The organism is Mesorhizobium sp. IMUNJ 23232 (genome assembly GCF_044326205.1).
Lineage (GTDB): Bacteria > Pseudomonadota > Alphaproteobacteria > Rhizobiales > Rhizobiaceae > Kumtagia.
In genome coordinates, this window is sequence record NZ_JBIRCY010000001.1 from 295,964 (window position 1) to 309,994 (window position 14,031).

General features: G+C 62.7%; 18 protein-coding genes. 6 read left to right on the top strand and 12 right to left on the bottom strand.

Going from position 1 to position 14,031, the window contains the following annotated elements; genetic code table 11:
• The first annotated feature begins 6 nt into the window (after nucleotides 1–6).
• Complete coding sequence (locus tag ACH196_RS01420; protein WP_396644265.1) at nucleotides 7–750, top strand: TerC family protein; 744 nt, start codon at nucleotides 7–9, stop codon at nucleotides 748–750.
• Between the two features lie 42 nt (nucleotides 751–792).
• On the opposite strand, the gene ACH196_RS01425 is transcribed toward ACH196_RS01420, so the two are convergent.
• The 5 genes from ACH196_RS01425 to ACH196_RS01445 all read right to left on the bottom strand — a co-directional run bounded on the left by ACH196_RS01425 (nucleotide 793) and on the right by ACH196_RS01445 (nucleotide 3,043).
• Nucleotides 793–1,146, bottom strand: a complete 354-nt coding sequence (locus ACH196_RS01425) for a DUF1428 domain-containing protein (RefSeq protein WP_396644266.1) — start codon at nucleotides 1,144–1,146, stop codon at nucleotides 793–795.
• Between the two features lie 94 nt (nucleotides 1,147–1,240).
• Nucleotides 1,241–1,708 carry an SRPBCC family protein gene (locus tag ACH196_RS01430; RefSeq protein ID WP_396644267.1) on the bottom strand — a complete coding sequence of 156 codons (468 nt, stop codon included), beginning with the start codon at nucleotides 1,706–1,708 and terminating at the stop codon, nucleotides 1,241–1,243.
• 43 nt (nucleotides 1,709–1,751) lie between these two features.
• Nucleotides 1,752–2,114 carry a hypothetical protein gene (locus tag ACH196_RS01435; RefSeq protein WP_396644268.1) on the bottom strand — a complete coding sequence of 121 codons (363 nt, stop codon included), beginning with the start codon at nucleotides 2,112–2,114 and terminating at the stop codon, nucleotides 1,752–1,754.
• Between the two features lie 39 nt (nucleotides 2,115–2,153).
• Nucleotides 2,154–2,549: a VOC family protein gene (locus ACH196_RS01440; protein ID WP_396644270.1), complete on the bottom strand. Its 396-nt coding sequence runs from the start codon at nucleotides 2,547–2,549 to the stop codon at nucleotides 2,154–2,156.
• 11 nt (nucleotides 2,550–2,560) lie between these two features.
• Complete coding sequence (locus ACH196_RS01445; protein WP_396644271.1) at nucleotides 2,561–3,043, bottom strand: SRPBCC domain-containing protein; 483 nt, start codon at nucleotides 3,041–3,043, stop codon at nucleotides 2,561–2,563.
• A gap of 50 nt (nucleotides 3,044–3,093) precedes the next feature.
• Between ACH196_RS01445 and ACH196_RS01450 the strand changes: the two genes are divergently transcribed.
• Together ACH196_RS01450 and ACH196_RS01455 are read left to right on the top strand one after the other, a co-directional pair.
• On the top strand, nucleotides 3,094–3,417 hold the full coding sequence (locus ACH196_RS01450) for an ArsR/SmtB family transcription factor (RefSeq protein WP_396644272.1): 324 nt from the start codon (nucleotides 3,094–3,096) through the stop codon (nucleotides 3,415–3,417).
• A gap of 446 nt (nucleotides 3,418–3,863) precedes the next feature.
• Nucleotides 3,864–4,811 carry a hypothetical protein gene (locus tag ACH196_RS01455; RefSeq protein ID WP_396644274.1) on the top strand — a complete coding sequence of 316 codons (948 nt, stop codon included), beginning with the start codon at nucleotides 3,864–3,866 and terminating at the stop codon, nucleotides 4,809–4,811.
• Nucleotides 4,812–4,938: 127 nt separating this feature from the next.
• Here the strand turns inward: ACH196_RS01455 and ACH196_RS01460 are convergent, their stop codons facing one another.
• Complete coding sequence (locus tag ACH196_RS01460; protein WP_396644275.1) at nucleotides 4,939–5,748, bottom strand: MBL fold metallo-hydrolase; 810 nt, start codon at nucleotides 5,746–5,748, stop codon at nucleotides 4,939–4,941.
• A 231-nt stretch (nucleotides 5,749–5,979) separates the two neighbouring features.
• On the opposite strand from ACH196_RS01460, the gene ACH196_RS01465 reads away from it, so the two are divergent.
• Together ACH196_RS01465 and ACH196_RS01470 are read left to right on the top strand one after the other, a co-directional pair.
• Nucleotides 5,980–6,729, top strand: coding sequence for a YebC/PmpR family DNA-binding transcriptional regulator (locus tag ACH196_RS01465; protein ID WP_396644277.1), 750 nt, complete (start codon nucleotides 5,980–5,982; stop codon nucleotides 6,727–6,729).
• Nucleotides 6,726–7,013, top strand: a complete 288-nt coding sequence (locus tag ACH196_RS01470) for a SelT/SelW/SelH family protein (protein WP_396644279.1) — start codon at nucleotides 6,726–6,728, stop codon at nucleotides 7,011–7,013. The genes ACH196_RS01465 and ACH196_RS01470 overlap by 4 nt, the downstream gene beginning before the upstream one ends.
• A gap of 112 nt (nucleotides 7,014–7,125) precedes the next feature.
• Here ACH196_RS01470 and ACH196_RS01475 read toward each other — a convergent pair whose 3' ends face one another.
• From ACH196_RS01475 to rpmE, 3 genes are all read right to left on the bottom strand, one after another.
• A complete protein-coding gene (locus ACH196_RS01475; protein WP_396644281.1) occupies nucleotides 7,126–8,391 on the bottom strand; it encodes a caspase domain-containing protein in 1,266 nt (421 codons plus the stop codon).
• A 32-nt stretch (nucleotides 8,392–8,423) separates the two neighbouring features.
• Entirely contained in the window at nucleotides 8,424–9,557 is a 1,134-nt protein-coding gene (locus ACH196_RS01480) for an OmpA family protein (protein WP_396644283.1), read from the bottom strand.
• A gap of 342 nt (nucleotides 9,558–9,899) precedes the next feature.
• Nucleotides 9,900–10,121: a 50S ribosomal protein L31 gene (rpmE, locus tag ACH196_RS01485; RefSeq protein WP_349005789.1), complete on the bottom strand. Its 222-nt coding sequence runs from the start codon at nucleotides 10,119–10,121 to the stop codon at nucleotides 9,900–9,902.
• Nucleotides 10,122–10,293: 172 nt separating this feature from the next.
• On the opposite strand from rpmE, the gene ACH196_RS01490 reads away from it, so the two are divergent.
• Nucleotides 10,294–12,078, top strand: coding sequence for an ABC transporter transmembrane domain-containing protein (locus ACH196_RS01490; protein WP_396644284.1), 1,785 nt, complete (start codon nucleotides 10,294–10,296; stop codon nucleotides 12,076–12,078).
• 4 nt (nucleotides 12,079–12,082) lie between these two features.
• Here ACH196_RS01490 and ACH196_RS01495 read toward each other — a convergent pair whose 3' ends face one another.
• The 3 genes from ACH196_RS01495 to ACH196_RS01505 form a co-directional block, all read right to left on the bottom strand.
• The gene (locus ACH196_RS01495; protein ID WP_396644286.1) at nucleotides 12,083–12,514 is read right to left on the bottom strand and encodes a type II toxin-antitoxin system VapC family toxin; all 432 of its coding nucleotides are present in this window, start codon (nucleotides 12,512–12,514) and stop codon (nucleotides 12,083–12,085) included.
• A complete protein-coding gene (locus ACH196_RS01500) occupies nucleotides 12,511–12,789 on the bottom strand; it encodes a hypothetical protein (RefSeq protein ID WP_396644288.1) in 279 nt (92 codons plus the stop codon). Before ACH196_RS01500 ends, ACH196_RS01495 begins: the two co-directional genes overlap by 4 nt.
• Before the next feature lie 79 nt (nucleotides 12,790–12,868).
• Nucleotides 12,869–14,017, bottom strand: coding sequence for an amidohydrolase (locus ACH196_RS01505; protein WP_396644290.1), 1,149 nt, complete (start codon nucleotides 14,015–14,017; stop codon nucleotides 12,869–12,871).
• Nucleotides 14,018–14,031: the final 14 nt, after the last annotated feature.

Below are 14,031 nucleotides of genomic sequence, written 5' to 3' on the forward strand. Positions count from 1 at the left end.
AGGCCGATGACCGACTTCCTTGCGACGCATCTCGACTGGTTTGCCGATCCCACCGCCTGGGTGGCGCTGCTGACGCTGGTCGTGCTGGAGATCGTGCTCGGCATCGACAATCTGATCTTCATCTCGATCCTGACCAACAAGCTGCCGAAGGACCAGCAGCAGCGCGCCCGTACCATCGGCATCGGCGCCGCCCTGATCATGCGGCTGCTGCTGCTGGCGACGGTCTCCATCATCGTGCGGCTGACCGACCCGGTCTTCAGCCTGTTCGGGCACGGCTTCTCCTGGCGCGATCTGATCCTGATCGCCGGCGGCCTGTTCCTGGTCTGGAAGGCAACCAAGGAAATCCACCACACGGTCGACCCCGAGGATCACAAGGACACAATGGTGGGAGACGCGGTGAGCATGGGGATCGGCGCGGCGATCTTCCAGATCCTGCTGCTCGATCTCGTCTTCTCGATCGATTCGATCATCACCGCCGTCGGCATGACCGACGAAATCGCCATCATGTATATCGCCGTGATCGTAGCGGTTACCGTGATGCTGCTGGCCGTGAACCCGCTCTCGAACTTCATCGCCAAGAACCCGACCATCGTCATGCTGGCTCTGGGCTTCCTGCTGATGATCGGCATGACGCTGATCGCCGACGGCATGGGCTTCCATGTGCCGAAGGGCTACATCTACGCCGCCATGGGATTTTCGGCGCTGGTCGAGGGGCTCAACATGCTGGCAAGACGGCGCAAGAAGCGGTGACGGACGACCGGCTGGCCGAAAAGCCGGCCGGTCCTGCTTCGTTCAGAGTCCGATGAAAGGAACGAAGCCGCCGGAGATCAGGCGCTTTCCGTCGATCGGCGCGTCCTTCATGATGTCGGTGAAATGCTCGTCCGACATCATCCTGGCGTTGGCCGCGTCGCGCACCTCCTTCGAGGGATAGACGATCCAGGACAGCACGACGATCTCGTCATCCCCGGCCTGGACGGCGCGTGGAAACGAGGTCAGCTCGCCATAGGGGACATCGTCGCCGATGCATTCCACGACGGCCGTGGCGCCGAACTCCTTCAAGATCGGTTCGGAGCTGCGCTCGGCTTTCTTATAGTCCTCGATCCGGCTCTTCGGCACGGCGAGCAGGAATACTTCGACATAGGGCATAATGCTTCTCCCATTGGCTGACCTGTAATAGGACGCCGCAGGGAAGGCTTTCCCGACACGCTAGCCCGATTTTTTGCAGCGCGGTCAAAGCGGATCAGCCGATGCCTTCCGGCCAGCGGTCGCCGACCGCATTGAGGCGGATGCCGTGTTCGAGCCATGCCTTCAGGCCGCAGAGCACGATGGCGAACCCGTCGGTCGATCCGATGGCCTGCGCAACCTGGCCGTCCCCATCGCCCTGGAAGCCAGAATTGCTGATGTCGACGAAAGTGGCCCCATCGGCCCGGTGCGTAAAATTCCACTCGATGATGCTGGCGTCGGCGCCGGTGCCCCAGGCTGCCACGATCTTTCGGTTCTTGACGATCTCCGTCGCATGCACTTCGGACGAGATGCCATACATCTCCCATGTCCATGTCACAGGCCTGCCGGAATCCAGCCTGTCGCTGCCCTTAGTGAACCAGAAATTGCGGGTGATTTCAGGATCGACGAAGGCCTCGTAAACCTCATGCGCCGGCTTGCGGATCAACATGCCGGCCCTGGCGACGGGCGATTGGTTCAACTGCATGTCATTCACCTTTGCTTTTTGAGGCATCACCGGCTGTGGCCGATCACCACGCGTCCGGCTCGCGCACCATGTGAACGATGTTGGCGGGGTTCATGATCCAGCCGCCGCGAAAACTTTCGCCGAGCGGCTCGATCGGATCGCAGCGTATGGCTCCCGACGCCTCGAGATGATCGAGCGCCGCCCGATGTGCATTGGTAAAAAGCTCCAGCCAGATCTCGGCCTGGCTCATCGTTGGCGCTTCGTCGATCCACAGCCGGTTGGGACCGAGCTCGAAGCCGACCGCCGGCGCCTTGGCGGTGAACGGCTTCAGGCCAACGACGTCGCGGTAGAAACGGATTGTTGCCTCGTATTGATGGCTCGGCACCTTCATGGCGATGTTGATGCCGCCGCTGATCTTCGCAGTCATGATGGTCTCCCCTACCGATCTCGTTTGGTACTTGGCGCGCTACGGCAGATTGATCTGCCACGAGACGCCGAACCTGTCGTTTAGCCATGCGAAGCGGCGGCTGAATCCGTAGTCGCCCGGAGGCATGAGAAACTCGCCCGTCTGCAGGGCCGAGATCATGGCATCGAATTCCTGCTCGGACCGGCAGGTCGCAAACAGCGAGAACGACGGCGCGAAGGCGAAGGCGTGCTCGACCGGACTCTCGAACATCATCACCTCGAGGCCGCCGATCGAGGCGCGCGCCAGCTTGAAGGAGCCCTCCTTGCCGGGTTCCCCAGGCCCGTAGTGCTCGACGTTGACGATCCGGCTGCCGGGGACCGTCCCGCAATAGAAGTTCAGCGCCTCCTCGGCCCTGCCGCCCTGAAACATCAGAAATGGAGTGACGAACGCCTGCATATCCGCCTCGCTCAGATATTGTGCTCGCGCGCGGGCTCGCCCTTGAGCTCGCTGCGGTAGTAGCCCTCGCGAAGATTGATGCCGTATTCGAGATACGCCTTCATGCAGCACAGCATCTGCGTCCATCCCTCGCAGTTGAGGTAGGACTTGCCGCGGCCGTTCTCGTCCTCGCGCCAGCCGGATTCGGCGATGGTCACCATCGTCGCGTCCTCGTCGAGCGCGTCGAACTTCATCTCGATGCGCGTCTTGTAGGTCGGCGCGCCGGCCGGCCCACCCGCGTCCCAGCGCAGCACGATGCGCTCGTTGGGCATGACCTCATCAACCTCGACCGGAATGTCGCCGAACCAGGTCACCGTCGTGCCCTCGACGAGTGGCGCGCTGGCGCCGCCGATGACCGTGAAATAGCCGCTGAGCTTCTTCGGATTGACGACGGCGTCGAATACTTCGTCCACCGGCTTGGCGATGCGGCCGGATATCTTGAATCCAAGAGACATATCCACAGCTCCTTCTTGCCTGCCATCAATTTACGTTATAAAAATATAACATGTCAAGCGATGCCACGGACGATAGTGTTTTCAAGGCCTTGGCCAACCCGACCCGGCGGAACCTGCTCGACCGGCTGAAGGAGGAGCCGCGAACGACGGGCATGCTGTGCGAGGCGTTGCCGGAGTTCGACCGCTGCACCGTCATGCAACATCTGAAGGTGCTGGAAGACGCCGACCTGATCATCGTGCGGCGTGAGGGCCGCGAGCGCTGGAACCATTTGAACGCGCTGCCGATCAAGCGCATCCACGACCGCTGGATCAGCGAATATGCTTCGCATGCAATCAGCATTCTCGACCGGCTGAAGAGCGACCTGGAGGGATAACCCATCGCTTCAGGCGGCCGTGGCCGTCGTGATGCGCTACGGGCTCGCCTCCCGGCAGAACCGTGGACCCACCCTTACGGTTGGGCGGATGTGTGAGACTGTTTCCGAGGTTCCCGTCTTGATCGGCCGGGCCGTCCGATCGCCGCTTCGCCGGCTTTGCTTGGTCATGCTTGTTCCGCAATAATCCACGCGGATTGCGATCAACTCTCTGTTCCTGCTTGGCTTTACAAGCATGACATTGTTTTCGACCGGCCTTGTGCCCAGGCCGGGAGAGCCCTGAAGCACGTCGCCGCCCATCGAAAGACCAAGCCTTTTCAATATGTTTGCTGGCAGGGTGACGGCAGCCTGGCCGCGCCATCATCGTGAAGGATTATTTTCTTAGGCCGCTTGTGTTTGTTCCCTTTATGTTCCATATTGGATGCCGGCCCTGTCCGGAGGTGGCATCGGTGGAGTTTGGAGACGCGAGTACAACAATCGAGCGATACCGGCAGGCGCTGAAGCACATCCTCTTGATGCTGGTCGGCATGGCCGAGATGGGGTTTGGCAGGCCGCTGTCGCTGGTGCTCGGGGAAGCCGTTGTCGCTCCAAGGCCGGGACGGGCGGGAAAGACGGGGAGAAACAAGCCGGCCGCGGCGCCCTGCCTGCCGCGCCATCTCTACCGCGGCATTCTGCTGTTGCTGCGTCCCGCCGAATCCGCCGCCCGGCGGCTGATCATCGCGGCGGCGCAAGGCATCGTGGTGACGCTTCCACCGTTTCGCCCGCGAAAGCTCAAGTTAAAGATATCCGACACAGTGGCCGCCATGCGCCGCCTCGGCCTTGCCGTTAATCTGTCGAGAGAAGACTTTGCCCGCTACGAAGCCGAGCGGAAGGCCGCCGAACGGCGCGCCGCGCGCCCGCGTACAGCAAACCTTTCGCTGCTCGATGCGCTGAAATATCCGTTCCGCATCCGCCGCAACTATGTGCCGGCGCATGCCGTGCCGCGCATCCGGTCGCTCGACGACGATGCGCCACGCATCCCCCTGCCGCCGCCGCCATCGCAGAACGATCCGATCAATGCGGCAAAACTGACGCTCAGGCTCGACGCGCTGGCCTCAGCGCTCGACGATCTGCCCGGCCAGGCGCAACGTTTTGCCCGCTGGAAGGCGCGCAACGACGCGGCCCTCCAACGTGACCGGGCGGCCCGCGACGCGGCGGCAGCAGGCGGCAAGCCAGGCCCGGTCCGGTTCCGGCGTTTTTCACCGCTGAGGCGCGGGCGTCCGCCCGGCGGAAGATTGCCGCGCTTCGACCCGGATGCTCCGAAACGCAAGAACATCCGCGAGGTCGACGAGATTCTGGCGCATGCCAACGCGATGGCGTACTACGCGCTGGAGCCGCCTCGCAGGAATACGTCGTGACGGCGGCGCCCCTGACAGGAAAGCCGAAGCTCGATGGCCGGCGCGGACTTTTTCGCGGCGTGGCGACGGTATAGGCTGTCAACAAATACCCTTGCTCATCCGTTGGCGAACTATGGCCAAAACCTGCCTAGACACCGTCCAGCACCACGATGGTCGGCCGGTCCGGCAGGCTGCGCAGCGAGACGGTCAGCGAGCGGCTGTCGCGATAATCCACCGCGAAACCGTCACCCATCATGCCGAGGAATTCGGCCATGGGAGTCGAATGGCGGTGCATAGGCAGCACGATCGAGGATTGCAGCCTTGCGGTGATCTCACTCATCGAGCCGAGCGATTGCGTCATGCCGCCGTCGATCGGCACCATCAATATGTCGAGCCGGCCGATCGCGCCGAATTGGGCGTCGCTCAGCCTGGTATGCAGGTGGCCGAGATGGCCGATGCAGAGATCCGCCACCTCGAAGATGAAGATCGAATTGCCGTCGCGCTCCAGATTGCCGCCCCAGTCGCGGATGTCGGTCGTCACGTTGCGGATATAGACGTCGTCGACCACCAGTGCGTGATGGGCCGGTCCGCCCTCGGGATTCCAGCCGCGCAGCACGTATTCGATCCCGGGGTCCGGCGCCTCGGTGAAATGCGTGCGGTGCGCCTTGTTCATCGTGGCGACGCGTGGCGGCGGATTGCCGCCATAGACGCCGCTGAAGTCGGTGGCGATGCGCACGTCGGCAGGCGTGTCGATCAGATAGGTCGAGTGTCCGGCATAAGTGATGATCACCTCGCCTTCGCCGGCCGCCTGGGCCGGCGTGAAATTCGCATAGGTAACTTTGGGCAGCGCCTCGGCGATCGCCATGCATTTGCTGGGCGGCCGCTCGCTGTCCTGCGCCACGGCCAGGGCCGGAGCAAAGAGCATGAAGCAGAGGGCAGCAAGCAGACGAAGCGGCATGAGCGTTCCCGTCGAACTCCGCGTATCGGACGTTCCGCAACGTTAAGCGGCTTCGTCCCGTCCGCCAGCGCAATCGCCTGGGCGACGATCAAAATTTTGCGAGCATCGCATTGGAAGCGGAGACCGGTTTCCATCGGCAGCCCAGCCTCTTTCCAACCCCTTCTGGACGTTTGACGGCAATTTATCTATAAGCCCCGCCATTCCGAAATTCGCCGAGACGACAGGGGTCCCATGGCCGGCCATTCTCAGTTCAAGAACATCATGCATCGCAAGGGCCGGCAGGACGCGATGAAGTCGAAACTGTTTTCCAAGCTGGCGCGCGAGATCACCGTCGCGGCCAAGCTCGGCACGCCCGATCCGGCGATGAACCCGCGCCTGCGGCTGGCAGTGCAGGCGGCCAAGGCAGAATCGATGCCCAAGGACAACATCCAGCGGGCGATCAACAAGGCCTCGGGGGGCGACGCCGAGAATTATGACGAGGTCCGCTACGAGGGTTATGGCCCGGGCGGCGTGGCTCTCATCGTCGAGGCGCTGACCGACAACCGCAACCGCACGGCCTCCAATGTGCGCGCCGCCTTCACCAAGGCTGGCGGCGCGTTGGGCGAAACCGGCTCTGTGTCGTTCCTGTGGGACCGCGCCGGCGAGATCTATTATCCGGCGAAGGCCGGCGACGGCGACAAGGTGATGGAAGCGGCGATCGAGGCCGGCGCCGATGACGTGCAGTCCGACGAGGACGGCCACACGATCCTTTGCGCCTTCGAAGACATCGGTGAGGTTTCCAAGGCGATGGAAGCGGCGCTGGGCGAGGCAGAGAGCGTAAAAATCATCTGGAAGCCGCAGAACAACGTGCCGGTCGACGAGGAGCGCGCGCAGTCGCTGATGAAGCTGGTCGCCAATCTCGAGGACGACGACGACGTGCAGAACGTCTATGCCAATTTCGAGGTCGACGAGGCGACGCTGGCCAAGCTGAGCGCGGCGTGAGCGACGAACCCAAGCCTTCCATCCGCATCACTTATTGCACGCAGTGCCACTGGCTTCTGCGGGCGGGATGGATGGCGCAGGAACTGCTCTCGACCTTCGGGACCGATCTCGGCGAAGTCACAATGGTGCCGGGAACCGGAGGGATATTCACGATCACCTGCGGCGAGACGCTGGTCTGGGACCGCAAGCGCGACGGAGGTTTTCCCGATGCCGCCAAGCTGAAGCAACTGGTGCGCGACGTGATCGATCCAGGTCGCGATCTCGGTCACGCGGACCGGAAGTAGCCGCCCCGACGGCATGGTGCCAGCGCTCAAACCTTGCCACCTTCACCCTTGATGGCGTGCGATGGGCCGGAGCCCGCTTGCAAAACGTTCCACCGGCGGAAACCGTTCGCGACTACTTGCAGCCGTTGTGCGCCCAGTTCGCCAGCGCCACCTTGAACCGGTTGCCCAGCGGATGCTCCAGCCGCATGATCGAGACGTCGATCTTGTCGTAGTTCTGGGCTTGCTCGCACAGCCGTGCCTTCGTCCATTGGTGACAGGTGGAGCAATGGTTGTCCCAAACGGACTGATCGAGGCCCTCGACCGGCGGATAGAGCGGCCTGCCTTGCAGGAGTTCCTCGATGCTCTTGCCGTCGATCTGCGGATCGCCGAAGATGATCGGCATGTCGAAGGAGATCGGCCCCTCCGTCTCGATTTTCGGAATGCGCTGGCGCAGCATGTTGAGCGCGACCTGGCCGGCATCGTCGGGAGCAGGACCGTTGGCGGTGCCTGCTGCCGTCCGGCTGTTTGAGCCAGGGCCTGCTTCCGGCCCCGCGGCCGCGACCTTTGGTGCCGGCTCCGGTTGTTCGTCGACGCGGTTGAGCACGATGTCGTCGGTCAGGGACAGATTGACCCACGGGCGCTGCAGGCCCTTGGTCGACGTGTACACCTCTTTCGTCACGCGCGTCATGATTGCCGTCAGCGGCTCGTTCTTTTCACTCAGATGCGCGAGCAAGGCAGCCGAAAAGGGTGAATGTTCGCCCTGGCCGTCATAGGCCACTTCTTTCGGACCCGTGGCGAAGGCGACCAGCGTTCCCGCGCCGCCATTTTCGATCTGCATCTCGGCAAGACCGCTCGACACCTCGGTGCTGCCCGACTTCGACAGCGCCTCGGCCAGCGGATTGTCGCGGCAAGCGTCCAGAAAGACCAGCCGCACGCCGGTCTCGCGCGACATCTGGCGCAGGATGAAATTCATCTGGACCGCCTCGAAATCCAGCGACGTCTCATCCTCCAGCACAGCATCGACCGGAATGAGATAGTTGACGTTGGAGACCTGCAGCCCATGGCCGGCATAGAAGAAGAGAGCAATATCTGCGCCGCGCACTTCCTTCGCGAAGTGAGCGATCGTTTCTTGCGTTTCGGCTTTCGTCAGGTTGAAGCCGGAAACCACCTCGAAGCCGAGACCTTGCAGGAGTTTCTCCATCGCCCTGGCATCCGAGGCCGCATTGGTGAGCGGCGGCACGTTCTGGTATTCGGAATTGCCGAGCACCAGGGCGACGCGGCGATTTGCATCGGCGCCCAGCACGAGCACGTCGCGGCGCTCCGCAGCCTGCGCGGCAAAGAACGGCGCGCAAAGCGCAATCAAAACTGCCAGGAAACGAAATCTCGATATTGGTCGCATGCGTTCAGCCATGGTTGGTCGGCGGCACCCCATCAGTTAACGATCGAGGAGGCCGAAAACTCGATCCTGCGGTTGAGCGCCTTGTTTTTATCGCTGTCGTTTGCTGCGATTGGCTTGTCCTCGCCGTAACCTGCCGTGCCGATACGATCCGCCGGAATGCCTGCGTCGTGGATATAGCTGGCGACCGCGGTAGCCCGGCGCAGCGAAAGGGCGCGGTTTTCCTCCGCCGTTCCGTCCGAGTCCGTATGGCCGGAGATCTCGACCTTCAGCTTCGGACATTTGCCGACTACGTCGAGCACCGTGTCGAGCACCGGCTTGCTTGCCGGATCGAGCCGCGCGCTGCCCCTGCGGAAATAGATCGCGCCGGTGCGCGACAGCACCTCGAACCGGTTCACGCATTCTTCGTCGGTATAGGTTGCCTTGGAAGCGTCCGTTTCGACGGGACCGGCTGCGGCGGGAACTGCGGCGGCGCTTGCGTCGTTCGTGGTTCCGGTCGCAAGCGCCGCGACCTGAGGAGGCGGCGCCGCGGCAGGACCCTTGTTGAAGATGAAATCGAACGAGACGGATGCGGTCGGCACGATGCTGCTCACATTCGCGGCCTGCTGCAGCTTCTCGACATTGGGAAGCAACCCGAAATCCTCGACATGAACAGCCACGGGCGTTTTCGAGGAGATCGACACCGAGGTATCGGTGATCATGGTGACGATGACGTCGGCCTCGTATTGCTTGTCTATGCCATGCAGGTTGAGGGTGAACGGCAGCTTCGTAGTCATGCGCCGTTTGGTCGACAGATCGGCGAAGGCGGCGGGATCGACCTTGGTGGTGACGGTCGCGACCGGATATTTGTAGGTCTCGAAGAACAGGAAGCGCATGCGCACATTGCGCAGGTCGACGCCGGTGTCGACGGAGTTCAGGTCGAGCCGGACTTCCGCGTCGCCCTGGGCCGACAGCGTGCCTTCCAGATTTCTGATCTGATTGGTTTCGACGATCGTGTTTTTCTTCACCGATTGGTAGGTGAGGATCGACGAGGTCGGATCAAGCGTCCAGTCTTCGGCTGCGGCGCGGCCAATGGAAACGGAGAAACTTCCGCCCGCAATACACACGGCAAGGACGAGCAGCAGGCGAGAAAATTTTCCCCGAAAGAGGTTCCCGAACCGGGCGGACATGATTTCCTCCGAAAATTCTCGCTCGACGCTGCCCCAGCGGCGCTGCCAAGCTCCATGGGGAATCTGTCGACGGCGTGACCGGCCAATGCCCAGTCCATTTCCGGCAACCTGTTCAAACTCACCCGGCACAGCTTTTGCCTGATATCACGGGTCGGGCGCAATCGGATTGTGGATCAAAATGTGGTGTCCACCTCAAAAATGTGGCTGTTCCAATGTGCTGCACAAACGATTTGTGGAAACCTGGTTGGATAAAATCCACCACCCACGATCAATGGCCAATTGAGGACAGGCCAATAAAAAACCCCGCCGGAGCGGGGTTTTGAACGGTGCGGCAAGCCTGGCTTAGATGCCGAGCCCCTCGTAGCGCTTCTTGAACTTGGAGAGACGGCCGCCGCGGTCGAGCAGCGTCTGCTGGCCGCCGGTCCAGGCCGGATGCGTGGTCGGGTCGATGTCGAGGTTCATCGTGTCCCCTTCCTTGCCCCAGGTCGACCGGGTGAGGTATTCGGTGCCGTCGGTCATCACGACCTTGATGGTGTGATAGTCGGGATGGATTTTTTCTTTCATCGGTCTGTTCCTGGCTTTCGCGGGGGCGCCCGGTCCGCCCTGCGGCGATGCGCCTACTGTCAAAATGAATGAAGCCGCAGCTATTGGACGGCTACGGCTGCAAAAACGGTCAGCGGGCCTATACACCAGCCAGAATTGAATCACAAGGCCGCCGCATCCGGGAAGGAAACCGATGGAGGAAACGAAAAGGCGCTCGCTGAAGCCGCTCCGGCGCCTGCTGCCATACATGCTGCGCTACCGCGTGCTGGCGATCGGCGCGGGCATTTCGCTGGTTGTTGCCGCCGCGACGACGCTAACCTTGCCGCTTGCAGTGCGCCGCATGATCGACCACGGTTTCTCGTCGTCGGATTCGACTTTCATCGCCAATTATTTTTCCATGCTCGTCGTGCTGGCGGCTGTGCTCGCGGCCGCTTCGGCGGCGCGCTACTATTTCGTCATCACACTGGGCGAACGGGTCGTCGCCGATTTCCGCCGTGATGTGTTCTCGCATGTGACGACGCTGTCGCCGGGTTTTTTCGACACGGTGCAGTCCGGCGAGATCGTGTCGCGGCTGACCGCCGACACCACGCAGATCAAGTCGGCCGTCGGTGCCACAGCCTCGCTTGCGTTGCGCAACGCTATCCTCGGCATCGGCGCGGTCGGCATGATGATCGTCACCAGCCCGAAACTGTCGGGCCTGGTGATCGTTGCCATCCCGGTCATCGTGCTGCCACTCGTCGCCTTCGGCCGTTCGGTGCGGCGCAAGTCGCGGATGGCACAGGACACGCTGGCCGAGGCGTCCGCCTATGCCAGTGAGCAGATCGGCGCGATCCGCACGCTGCAGGCCTTCACTAACGAGACATTGGTAACCGGGCGCTTCGCGCAGGCGGTCGAAGCAGCGTTCCAGGCCGCGCGTTCCTCGGTGCTGGCGCGCTCGCTGCTGACCTTCTTCGCCATCTTCACCATCTTCGCATCCGTTGTCGCCGTACTGTGGTTCGGCTCGCGCGACGTGCTTTCGGGAGCGATTTCGCCCGGCACGCTCGGCCAGTTCCTGCTCTATTCGGTGTTTGCAGCAGGCGCGCTTGGCGCGCTGTCGGAAGTGTGGGGCGAACTCAGCCAGGCCGCCGGCGCGGCCGAGCGGCTGACCGAATTGCTCGCTGAAACGCCGGCCGTCGCCAGCCCGATCAATCCGCAGCCTCTGCCCTCAAAGTCGCTCGGCTCGGTCGAGTTCCGCAATGTCGCCTTCTCCTATCCGTCGCGCCCAGACTTGCCGGCGCTGCATGGAATGAGCTTTGTCGTGAAGCCCGGCGAGCGCATTGCGCTGGTCGGCCCGTCGGGCGCCGGCAAGAGCACCATCTTTTCGCTGATCCTGCGTTTCTACGATCCGCAATCCGGCGCGGTGCTGGTTGACGGGGTCAATGTCGCCGCCGCCGATCCCGCCGAGCTGCGCGCCCGAATCGCTATCGTGCCGCAGGACGTCACGGTGTTCGCGGCGACGGCTGCGGAAAACATCGGCTTTGGCCGGCCGGGCGCGACTCCCGCCGAAATCGAAGCCGCCGCTCGCGATGCAGTGGCCGAAGAGTTCATCCGAAAACTGCCGGACGGTTACGACACGCAGGTCGGCGAGCGCGGCGTGACGCTCTCCGGCGGCCAGCGCCAGCGCATCGCCATTGCCCGCGCCATCCTGCGCGACGCACCGATCCTGCTGCTCGACGAAGCCACCTCGGCGCTCGACGCCGAAAGCGAGAGTGCTGTGCAGACCGCGCTGGAACGGCTGATGCAGGGACGCACGACGATCGTCATCGCCCACCGCCTCGCCACCGTGCTGAAGGCCGACCGCATCCTGGTCATGGACGACGGGCGGATCGTCGAGGAAGGCACGCATGAGAGCCTGGTCGCAAGAGGCGGGCTCTATGCGCGGCTGGCGGAACTGCAGTTCGCCGACGGCAAGGCGGCGTTTGCAAGGGCTGCGGAGTAACGCCTCAGTCGGGTTTCCAGTCGGCCAGTAGCGTCACATGACCGAACTGGCCTGCCTTTGCGACGTGGCGAGCATCGGCAGTGACGAACATACCGCCGCGCTGGATTGCCATGGCGTGGTAGATGCTGTCGAACAGCGTAGGATAGCCGCCCACGGGAGATCGCTTTCGCGCAATGGTTTCGGCCAGTTTGAGATCGGCCTGGCTCGGCTCCTCCATGACGAGGCCCAACGCGCGAAATTCCTCGAAAAGGTTGCCGACGGTGTCGAGCGGCACTTCGACATGGAGCGCGGCGGATAGCGACTCGTAAAGGACAACCGAAGGGGACAGGTAACCTTCGCCCTTTGCCAGCATGTGATCGATGAATGATCGGGCACGATCGCTATCGTCCTCTTCCTTCAGCAATTTCACGAAGATAGACGCGTCGACGACAATCACTCGTGCTTGCCCTCGAGAATTTCGATCGGCCGACCATCCCATTCCATGCGCTTTCGACGCAGGAATTCCGTACTGGACTCTCCGGTCGAGACCGGCCGGCGTATCCTGTCCAAGGTTTTCTGCAAGTCTTGAATGGCGACGTCACGCAACGCCTTGTCGATCGCCTTCTCTACGAAGCGTGACCGTTCACTCTTCGGCACGGCGGCTTCCAGTCTGCTTTTTATGTCCGCCGCAATTGAAAACGTCGCGCGTTCCTTCGGGCCCGATGCATTCATTGTGCACCTCCTAAGCGTATCTTATCTTCATACGCCTTCGTACGCAAATCTCGTACGCATAGATGCGTTGAAGCCTGCTCTACCCCAGCAGATTGCGCGCAGTGCGCATGAAGATGCGCGAGCCAATGGCGATCAGGTCGTCCGGAAAATCATAGTCCGGATTGTGCAGCGACGGCCGGTCGACGCCTGCGCCGAGGAAAAACATTGCTGACTTCGACGAATGGCCGAACAGGCCGAAATCCTCCGAGGCGCGCATCGGCAGTTGCTCCTCGTCATGGGAGATGCCTTCCGCGTCGAGCGCGGTGCGTAGATGCTCTACGGCCTCTGGCGCGTTGAGGCTGGCGACGAAGATTTCGTGATAGTCGACCGTATGACGTAGTCCGTCCTTTTCGGCGGCCTCGCGAACCAGCTTCTCCGCCGCGGCGCAGAGATCGGCCATGCGCTCGTCTAGACGGGTGCGCAGCGTTGCGCGGATTTCCGCGTGGCCCGGCGCAATGCCGAAGACCGGCTCGCCCATCGCGGCGTGGGTGACCGTGACCATGGCGAAATCGTCGTCATGAAAGCTGCCGCCGCCGAGCTTCCCCAGCGCCGGCATCAACCGGCTGACGGCGAGCATCGGCGACGTTCCAGTTTCCGGCATGGAGGAATGCGCCGTCTTGCCCTCAAGCACGATGCGTATGCCGCGCGAGGCACAATTGACGACGCCCGGCTTCAGCCGGACATGGCCGAGCGGCGTGCCGGGCAGATTGTGTAGCGAGAAGGCGAAATCCGGACGGATTTTCTCGTAACGCGGATCGGCGACCACGCCCGCCGCCCCGTTGCCGGTTTCCTCCGCCGGCTGGAACATCAGCACGACGCGCCCGCGCGCCGGCGGCCGGCGGCCGAACTGACGGGCAAGCGCGGCAAGGATTGTTGTGTGGCCGTCATGGCCGCACATATGCGACTTGCCGGGCACGGTGGAACGGTGCGGAATTTCCGGCAATTCCTCGATCGGCAGCGCATCGAGCTCGCTGCGGAACAGAATTGTCGGCCCCGGCTCGGCGCCTTCGAAGACCACCGCGACACCATGGCCGCCGAGGCCGGTGAGCACCTCGCTCGGCCCGGTGCCGGCGAGGAAATCGACCACCCGCCGCGCCGTGGCTTCCTCCTCGTTGGAGATTTCGGGATAGCGGTGCAACTCGCGGCGGAAGGCAACGAGATCGGCGATATCGCGATTGGTCAGCATCATGAGGTATTCCGAAC